Origin of the sequence: Bacillus sp. SIMBA_074, from assembly GCF_046534555.1 — a bacterium.
In the GTDB taxonomy this organism is placed as follows: domain Bacteria; phylum Bacillota; class Bacilli; order Bacillales; family Bacillaceae_G; genus Bacillus_A; species Bacillus_A mycoides.
Genome location: NZ_JAWRYM010001133.1, coordinates 1 through 241, shown reverse-complemented (window position 1 = coordinate 241; position 241 = coordinate 1). Strand labels below are relative to the sequence as shown.

The following is a 241-nucleotide window of genomic DNA, read 5'->3' as shown; positions in this document are numbered from 1 at the left end:
AGAAAGACTCCACTTTTGAAATGGTAAGGTCGATATCTTTTCCTTTGAAAAGTTTTTCCAAAGGAATCGAAACGGCTTGTTCAGAAATGGATCCGCCTGCAAGACGGTGCAATGCGGTGATGATTTGGTGCGTTGGAAATTGATTCACCACTGTAACCTGCACTTCATCCTTATTGTAATATTCTCGTACGGATAAGGCTGATAGTAATCCTGCGTAACCCGCACCTAAGATGACGATTTG

At 42.3% G+C, this 241-nt stretch carries 1 pseudogene; it reads right to left on the bottom strand.

Annotated features, from left to right (window positions below):
- Window positions 1–241 (bottom strand): annotated as a pseudogene (locus SB773_RS34270) (NAD(P)/FAD-dependent oxidoreductase); the annotation flags it as partial.